This is a genomic window from Terrisporobacter muris (genome assembly GCF_024621905.1).
Lineage (GTDB): Bacteria > Bacillota > Clostridia > Peptostreptococcales > Peptostreptococcaceae > Terrisporobacter > Terrisporobacter muris.
The window spans coordinates 1-1588 of sequence record NZ_JANKBY010000526.1; the positions used below are offsets into that span (position 1 = coordinate 1).

At 25.7% G+C, this 1588-nt stretch carries 2 protein-coding genes; both read left to right on the top strand.

Annotated features, from left to right (window positions below; all coding sequences use genetic code 11):
- The first annotated feature begins 175 nt into the window (after positions 1 to 175).
- Complete coding sequence (locus tag NSA58_RS19910; protein WP_257560915.1) at positions 176 to 715, top strand: hypothetical protein; 540 nt, start codon at positions 176 to 178, stop codon at positions 713 to 715.
- A gap of 130 nt (positions 716 to 845) precedes the next feature.
- Positions 846 to 1436 carry a hypothetical protein gene (locus tag NSA58_RS19915; RefSeq protein WP_079768060.1) on the top strand — a complete coding sequence of 197 codons (591 nt, stop codon included), beginning with the start codon at positions 846 to 848 and terminating at the stop codon, positions 1434 to 1436.
- Positions 1437 to 1588 lie beyond the last annotated feature (152 nt).

Genomic DNA, 1588 nt, shown 5'->3' on the forward strand with positions numbered 1-1588 from the left:
CTATAAAAGAAATGTGTAGAGAACTTGGATACACAGAGGGATGGATAAAGCAATTAATAAATAATATGAAATTAAAAGAATGATAAAAATTAATCTATTAACTAATTAAAATTTTATAAACGATTAACAATGTTCTAATTAAACAATAAAGATGATAATGTGGGAGGATATAAAAATGAAATATTGTGACAAATGCGGAAGTGAAATGAAAACTAGGAGCTTTGCTTTACATCTACTTACACTTACATTTAAGATAGGAATACCAATGGCTATTATTGGAGCATTTACTATGGATTTTATAATGAGTTTAGGAGTTAATTGTATATATATAATTCCATACTTATCTTTAGTACTTTACCCTTTTAAATTAAGAGTAGTACATAAATGTACTAATGATGATTGTAAAGAGGTTGAATATGATTGGACAGAAAAGTTTTCTTGTAGCTTTTGTGGGGAAGATGTAAAAAGACATAAGAAAACAGTAAAAATGACAATTATAGGAACGAGCTTAATGTTAATAATGGGGTTACTTGTTTTTATAGATTATGATGGGTTTTTCGGTATATCAAAAATATTACTATTGTGTGGGTTAGGATTAAATATTTTAGCAGCTATATTAGAAAAAGCACAAGTTTACCCTGTTGTACTAAAATGTAAAAGTTGTGGAAAAGGTGGTATAGCTAAAAAGGAAAAAGTTACAGAGCTTGGGTTATAGTATTAGACTATAGAATAACTAGATAATATTTAAACAAATTATGAATAGTGGTTTATAAATAAAAGATCCCTAGTTGTAGATATTACAACTAGGGATTTTTCTATGTTCCAAGAAATTAGGAGGAGATAATATGATGATTACAAATAAAAGCGAAGTTATTAATAAATTATTTTTCAAAGAGTTACAAGAATTAATACATAAGTTTAACAATATGGACACTAGAACAATACAAATAATTGAGAGTATTTATTTAGATATGAAAGATAGTAATTTAAAGGAGTACTTATTAAGTGAAAAAGATAAGTTAGAAGAAGTAGTTCAATACTATAATAGCAATGAGATAGATATAAATGAGATAACATTCTTTGCTTGGTGTAACTGGCACATCGAAGAAATGAGTATAAGAGCATGTGATTCATATTATATGGATTTATGGGAAAATGGATATACGGAAATTGATGAATACTTAATATATAGTAATAGTAGGGACTTAAAGGATTATATTAGGGATAAGTTAGATGATATGCTTGAATCAAGCTATGATATTGATAGATTGTTCGATAAAGACCAAATTATAGATTTTTGGCTGGAAGGGACAAGCAAAAATGAATTAATAGACGAGATGATATATAGTACTGAAATAGAGGATATATTAGATATAAATCCAGATTATTGCTTTACATTTAGTGATGATAAAGAATATGTATATGCAAATATTTAGAAAAATAAAAATGAAAAAATAGAGTTAAGTTAACTCTATTTTTTTTTAGTAATCAAATTATCTTTTAAAGTATTTATTTATACCTAGTACTTTCCTAAGCAAATTATTGAATTTGATAAATACATAAAATATCCATAGATCTAAATCTATAT